The organism is Acinetobacter halobius, assembly GCF_044130335.1.
Taxonomy (GTDB): domain Bacteria; phylum Pseudomonadota; class Gammaproteobacteria; order Pseudomonadales; family Moraxellaceae; genus Acinetobacter.
This window is the reverse complement of record NZ_JBIQOD010000036.1, coordinates 1-5,968: the sequence shown is the minus strand read 5'-3', so window position 1 is coordinate 5,968 and position 5,968 is coordinate 1. Positions and strand designations below refer to the sequence as shown.

5 protein-coding genes are annotated in these 5,968 nt (G+C 43.2%); 2 read left to right on the top strand and 3 right to left on the bottom strand.

Features of this window, described 5'->3' with window-relative positions; all coding sequences use genetic code 11:
• Positions 1–139 precede the first annotated feature (139 nt).
• On the bottom strand, positions 140–742 hold the full coding sequence (locus ACE01U_RS16945) for an SPOR domain-containing protein (RefSeq protein WP_004684390.1): 603 nt from the start codon (positions 740–742) through the stop codon (positions 140–142).
• 219 nt (positions 743–961) lie between these two features.
• Positions 962–2,767 (bottom strand): arginine--tRNA ligase, encoded by a 1,806-nt coding sequence (gene argS, locus ACE01U_RS16940; protein ID WP_395580011.1) that lies wholly within the window; start codon positions 2,765–2,767, stop codon positions 962–964.
• Positions 2,768–2,943: 176 nt separating this feature from the next.
• On the opposite strand from argS, the gene ACE01U_RS16935 reads away from it, so the two are divergent.
• Positions 2,944–3,228: a DUF2798 domain-containing protein gene (locus ACE01U_RS16935; RefSeq protein ID WP_004684392.1), complete on the top strand. Its 285-nt coding sequence runs from the start codon at positions 2,944–2,946 to the stop codon at positions 3,226–3,228.
• A gap of 8 nt (positions 3,229–3,236) precedes the next feature.
• Here the strand turns inward: ACE01U_RS16935 and ACE01U_RS16930 are convergent, their stop codons facing one another.
• The gene (locus tag ACE01U_RS16930; protein ID WP_395580010.1) at positions 3,237–3,839 is read right to left on the bottom strand and encodes a YfjT/YkfB family phage-associated protein; all 603 of its coding nucleotides are present in this window, start codon (positions 3,837–3,839) and stop codon (positions 3,237–3,239) included.
• 274 nt (positions 3,840–4,113) lie between these two features.
• Here ACE01U_RS16930 and ACE01U_RS16925 point away from each other — a divergent pair, with 274 nt between their 5' ends.
• On the top strand, positions 4,114–5,814 hold the full coding sequence (locus ACE01U_RS16925) for an NAD-dependent malic enzyme (RefSeq protein ID WP_395580009.1): 1,701 nt from the start codon (positions 4,114–4,116) through the stop codon (positions 5,812–5,814).
• Positions 5,815–5,968: the final 154 nt, after the last annotated feature.

The window sequence follows — 5,968 nt, the reverse complement described above, 5'->3', positions numbered from 1 at the left end:
ACGGTATTCTGATGTGACAAAACCTGAGTCCTTGTAGTTAAAGTGTTTGTTCGCACTTATATTTTAACTATTTTGGACTCAGGTTTTTTATTTAAACAAAACTATGGGACAGCAGTGGCCTCGGCATCCTTTTATTTTTTTAGCGTTTGACCACAATCGAATCAATCCCGCTATGTTGTAGGGTTTGCTGTGCAATCACCGCAGCTTCTTGCGAGTCATATGGCCCTGAAATCACGCGATACCATGTTTGGCCACCTTCAACGGTTTTGACTACATCGGCAGAGAGACCATTTAAGATAATTTCTGCACGACGTGCATCGGCACTGTCTGGGTCAGGGTAGCTACGCACTTGCAATATAAAACTTGGCGCTTGCGGTGTTGGTGCTGCTTCGGTTAAACCTGGTTCAGCAGGGGTGCTTTCTTCGGCAGCAGGTGCTTCAACAATCACCACAGTGCTTGGATTATCCTTCGTTTCAGGAATGGCTTGATCTGGAATCGGCGTCACTTGCTGCTGTGGCAGTAGGTCGTAGAAACGGTAATCTTTATTGGTTTCTTCTTGATAATGTTCCGAGGTGATTTGACCTTTTGGCTTCACTGGCGCCCAAGGCTTCCACAGTAACAGTGCTACAGCAAAACAGAGCACGATTAAAATGACCACAAGTGTACCGAGCCAAGCTGGAATCAGTGGCTTTTTGGGTTTGTTCGGTCTTTCAGATACACCGCGCTGCGTTTTTCCAAACACGTGGAAACCTCTTTTCTTCTAATCAATATGAGGGACTGGCCCATTCTTTTCTTTATTTTAATACTTGGCCTCAAGGAATTAAAAGAGGCATCGTCGTAAAATAAAGAATCGCTTTGCAAAATTCAAGTTTCACAAAGCGAACAATATATCAGGGTTGATATGGCTACTTTGGGCAAAGCCCTTCGTCTTGCGACGATGTGCAAAGCGTTGCTTTGCTATTTACATCGTCTCAGGTGCAGATACACCTAGTAACTCTAAACCATTACGCAAAACTTGTTGTACGTTTATTGAAAGTAATAAACGGGCTTGCGAAAGGGCAACATTCTGTTCGTCGATAATTCTTGTATTATCCAAGTTATACCAACCATGGAATAACGCCGCGAGTTCTTTCAAATAGTTGCCCACTTGGTGTGGTTCATAGCTATTTGCAGCACGAATCACAATTTCAGGATAGGCTGCAAGTTTTGCCAGAATTTCAGTTTCAGCGTCCAGCGTTAATAAAGTCGCATCGTAATCAGCTGTTTTGCTACGATCAAAAGGAATGCCTTTTTCAGGGGCTTTCACATCGACCATACGATTGACACGTGCATGCGCATATTGGATGTAGTACACCGCATTGTCTTTACTTTGTGAAACGGCAAGGTCTAAGTCAAAGTCAATGTGTTGTTCAGACTTACGCATCACGTAGTAGAAACGCGCAGCATCGTTGCCCACTTCTTTACGCAGGTCACGTAAAGTCACGAACTGGCCTGAACGAGATGACATTTGCACCATCTCACCACCACGCCATAAGCTCACGAACTGTACCAGAAGTACAGTCAGTTTTTTCGAGTCATAGCCCATTGCATCAATCGCGGCTTTAACCCGTGAAATATAGCCGTGGTGATCTGAACCCCAAATATCAATCAGGTCGGTATAGCCACGTTGTAATTTGTTGAGGTGATAAGCGATGTCAGAAGCAAAGTAAGTGGTTTGCCCATTACGACGCTTCACAACACGGTCTTTTTCATCGCCAAATTCAGTCGATTTGAACCAAATGTTGCCGTCTTTTTCGTATAAGAAACCACGTTGTTCTAAAGTGGCTAACGCTTCATCAATTTTATCAGTGAGTGATGCTTCGCTGAACCATTGGTTAAAGGTGACACCAAACTCGCCTAAGTCATCTTTGATGTCATCTAAGATGGCATGGAGTGCTGCTTGGTGGAATACACGGTAGCCAGCACCAATGAGTTGCTGTGAATTAGCAATTAAACCATCAATGTGTTTTTCTTTGTCGCCTGAAAGGACAACTTTATTGCCTTCAGCATCGAGCTCTTCTGCATATTGTACATCTTCAGGAACATCCTTATAGACGTCGGCTATAGGTCGAACGTAGGCATCGCCATCAGCATCAATAATACTTTGCGCGATTTCTTTAACATAATCGCCTTGATAGGCATTTTTAGGGAAAACCAGTTCCTGACCTGTTAATTCGAGGTAGCGTAAGTAGGTGGATGTTGCAAGGATGTCCATTTGACGGCCTGCATCATTCACATAATATTCACGGTCTACAGTTGCACCTGTTGCTTCAAGCAGGGTTGCAACGGTCATCCCGTACGCTGCGCCACGGCCATGACCAACGTGTAAGCTAGATGTCGGGTTGGCAGAAACGAATTCTACTTGGATTTTTTTCGCAGCATTGGCTTGAGTGCGACCAAATTGATGGCCTTGCGCTTGAATTTGGTCGAGCACAGCAAAACGTTGGTCAGCATTTAAAAAGAAGTTAATAAAGCCAGGGCCTGCGATTTCTGCTTTGCTGATGTCCGCCACTTCAGGCAGCGCAGCAAGAATTTTTTCGGCTAAATCACGTGGCTTCATCCCCGCAGCTTTAGAGGCAATCATCGCGATATTGGACGCGAAGTCACCGTGGCTTCGGTCTTTGGTACGCGTCAAATTACTGCTGTTATTCCAGTCTGCTGGAAGGATGCCTTCAGCTTGAAGGTTTTGCACTGCGTGCTCGAGAGCTGCTTGGATTGCCGTGTTCATATTCAGTCGAAAATAGATGTCGCAGAAAAACGCTAAATATAGCAAATTTCGACGTCTTTAGGTGAATCCATTTTTGTAGAATAAAAAATGCGCATTAACCGCTAACGATTGCGCTGCAATAAAGATGAAAAGTGCAGTATGATCAAAACCAAAATTCATGTTTTTAAGGATGAAATGTGTCTGAACAGCGCCCTATGATCATTGGCAATATTCCCAAGTTACCCGCAAAATACGCCATGTTTATTTTGCCGTTTTTTATCTCATTTTTTATGAGTGGCATTATTTCGATGATCAATCTGTGGCGTAATTTGGGCTGGGTGGACAACTTTCTACAGGTTTGGCTGTCTGCATGGATGATGTCTTGGGTGGTGGCCTATCCTGTCGTGCTCATTGTACTGCCGATTGTGCGCCGTTTGACTGGTGTGTTTGTTGATATGTCACATTTGAACCCACCCAAATAAGCCCCATTTTAGCCATTTTCACGGCATGAAACAGGTTTGCTCAGTAGTTCCGCATTTTGGTTTTGAAAACGATACAGTTTGCCTGCATGAAAGAGCTTAATCACTTGGGCACTGGCAAGTTGTTGTTGAAAACGACTCAGGCTTTGGCGTTGAAATGGATCGAAGGGATTGCCGTAGTTTTTGTTGTCGAGTAAAAACTGAATCTGTCCTGCTTCTTTATCATAACCATATAAAATACGTTTACCTTGCGCATCTTGAAGCTCAAACGTAGGGGGATGACTGCTGATTTTACAATTCAGACGCAGTGAGAGCACAAAACCTTCGGTCGATTTGTTTTGTAGCTGATAAATCCCTTGTTTTTCATTCTCCAAATAGACCCATTGGTTTAACGGTAGGTTGGCACTGAGTTGCTCATATTGTTCGATGGTGGCTTTACTGATATCGACAATGCCTTTTTGATCAATTTCAGGCAGTTTCTCGTGATTACCCAATAGTCCTGTAATTTTATCACTCACGGTATTTTGAGCCTTAGAGACAGATTGGCAAGCGGTCAGTTGAGCGGTAACAACGCTTATGAGGCCCAACAAGAGCATTAATTTTTTTATTGTCATTTTTTTGCGGATAGAGAACTACGAAAGGCGCTAGCTTAGCTTGTGTAATGGTGAAGTTCAATTTTTATCCATTTTGAATTTTGCGAAAAGTCTGCTTCAGTCCCTATTTTTAGTTGTATGACTCAGTATTTTTATTTTCAGACTAAATCGCTTTGATAATTGCATCACGCTTATAAATATCAAAACATGAGTAAATGGCGCTAAGCTAGTAGCCGAAATAGATGTACAGATTCTCCCATAGGTTCATCTAAATCTATGTATAACGAGATAGGTAATGACGACAGAATATTTAAAGACAAAACAACCCTTATACATCCCTTATGCGGGCAATACTTTACTTGAGTTGCCGCTGTTAAATAAAGGATCCGCATTTACGGAAGAAGAGCGCACTCGCTTCAACTTGCATGGTTTAATTCCGCATGTTGAAGAAAGCATTGAAGAACAAAGTCAGCGTTCTTATCAACAGTACTGTGCTTTTAATGATGCAATCAATAAGCACATTTACTTGCGTAATATTCAAGACACCAACGAAACCTTGTTCTATCACCTCATTGAAAACCATTTAAGTGAGATGATGCCGATCATCTATACTCCAACGGTGGGTGAGGCCTGTCAGCGTTTTTCGGATATTTATCGTCGCCATCGTGGCACATTTATTTCCTATCCAGACCGTGCGCATATTGATGACATCTTGCATAACATTAACAAGAAAAATGTCAAAGTTATTGTGATTACCGACGGTGAGCGTATTTTGGGCTTGGGCGACCAAGGCATTGGCGGGATGGGTATTCCGATTGGAAAATTATCACTATATACCGCGTGTGGTGGTATTAGTCCAGCGTATACGTTACCAATTACCCTCGATGTCGGGACCAATAATCAACAGTTATTGAATGACCCGATTTATATGGGTTGGAATCAACCACGCATCAGTGGTGATGAGTACTATGCTTTTGTCGATGAAGTGATTGCGGCGATCAAGCGTCGTTGGCCGAAAGCGCTGATTCAATTTGAAGATTTTGCGCAAAATAATGCCATGCCGTTACTGAATAAGTATCGTGATGCAATCTGTTGTTTTAATGATGATATTCAAGGTACGGCAGCCGCTTCTGTGGGCAGTTTGATTGCTGCATCACGTGCGGCAGGTAAACAACTCAAGGATCAAACCGTTGCCTTCTTAGGTGCAGGTTCAGCAGGCTGTGGGATTGCTGAACAAATCGTTGCGCAGATGAAAGTTGAAGGTTTAACTGATGCTGAAGCGCGTGCACGCGTGTATATGGTCGATCGTTTTGGTTTAATCACTGAAAATCAGCCGAATCTACTCGACTTCCAACGTAAATTGGCACAAAAGCCAGACGTGATTGCGCAATGGGGAAATGTGGAAGAGGTGATTTCACTGCTCGATGTCGTGAAAAATGCCAAACCTACCGTGTTGATTGGGGTGTCGGGTCAGCCGGGCTTATTCACTGAAGAAGTAATTCGCACCCTAGCATCCAACTGTGATCGTCCGATTGTGCTGCCACTGTCTAATCCAACCTCGCGTGTCGAAGCTGTGCCAGCAGATATTATTCACTGGACGGACGGCAAGGCTTTGATTGCGACAGGTAGTCCTTTTGCTCCAGTCAACTATCAAGGCAAAATTTATAATATTTCGCAGTGCAATAACTCGTATATCTTCCCAGGCATTGGGCTGGGCGTGATTGCGGCCAATGCAACCCGTGTGACGGATTCTATGCTGATTGCATCGAGTAATGCTTTGGCAGATTGTTCACCGATGTTGGTTAATCCTGAAGCAGACTTGTTACCTGAAATTGATGAAATTCAGAAAGTATCTAAGCTGATAGCTTTCAAGGTTGCGAAAGCAGCGATGGATGCAAGTGTAGCTCCGATTATTAGTGATGAGCAATTGCAACACGCGATTGAAAAGAACTTCTGGAAGCCAGAGTATCGTCACTATAAACGTGTCGCCTTCTAAAGCTGAAATGAGATAATAAAAAAAGGAGCAGAATGCTACTGCTGTCCCATAGTTAGACTTAAATAAAAAAACCTGAGTCCAAAGTAGTTAAAATATAAGTGCGAACAAACACTTCAACTACAAGGATTCAGGTTTTGTCACATCAGAATACTGT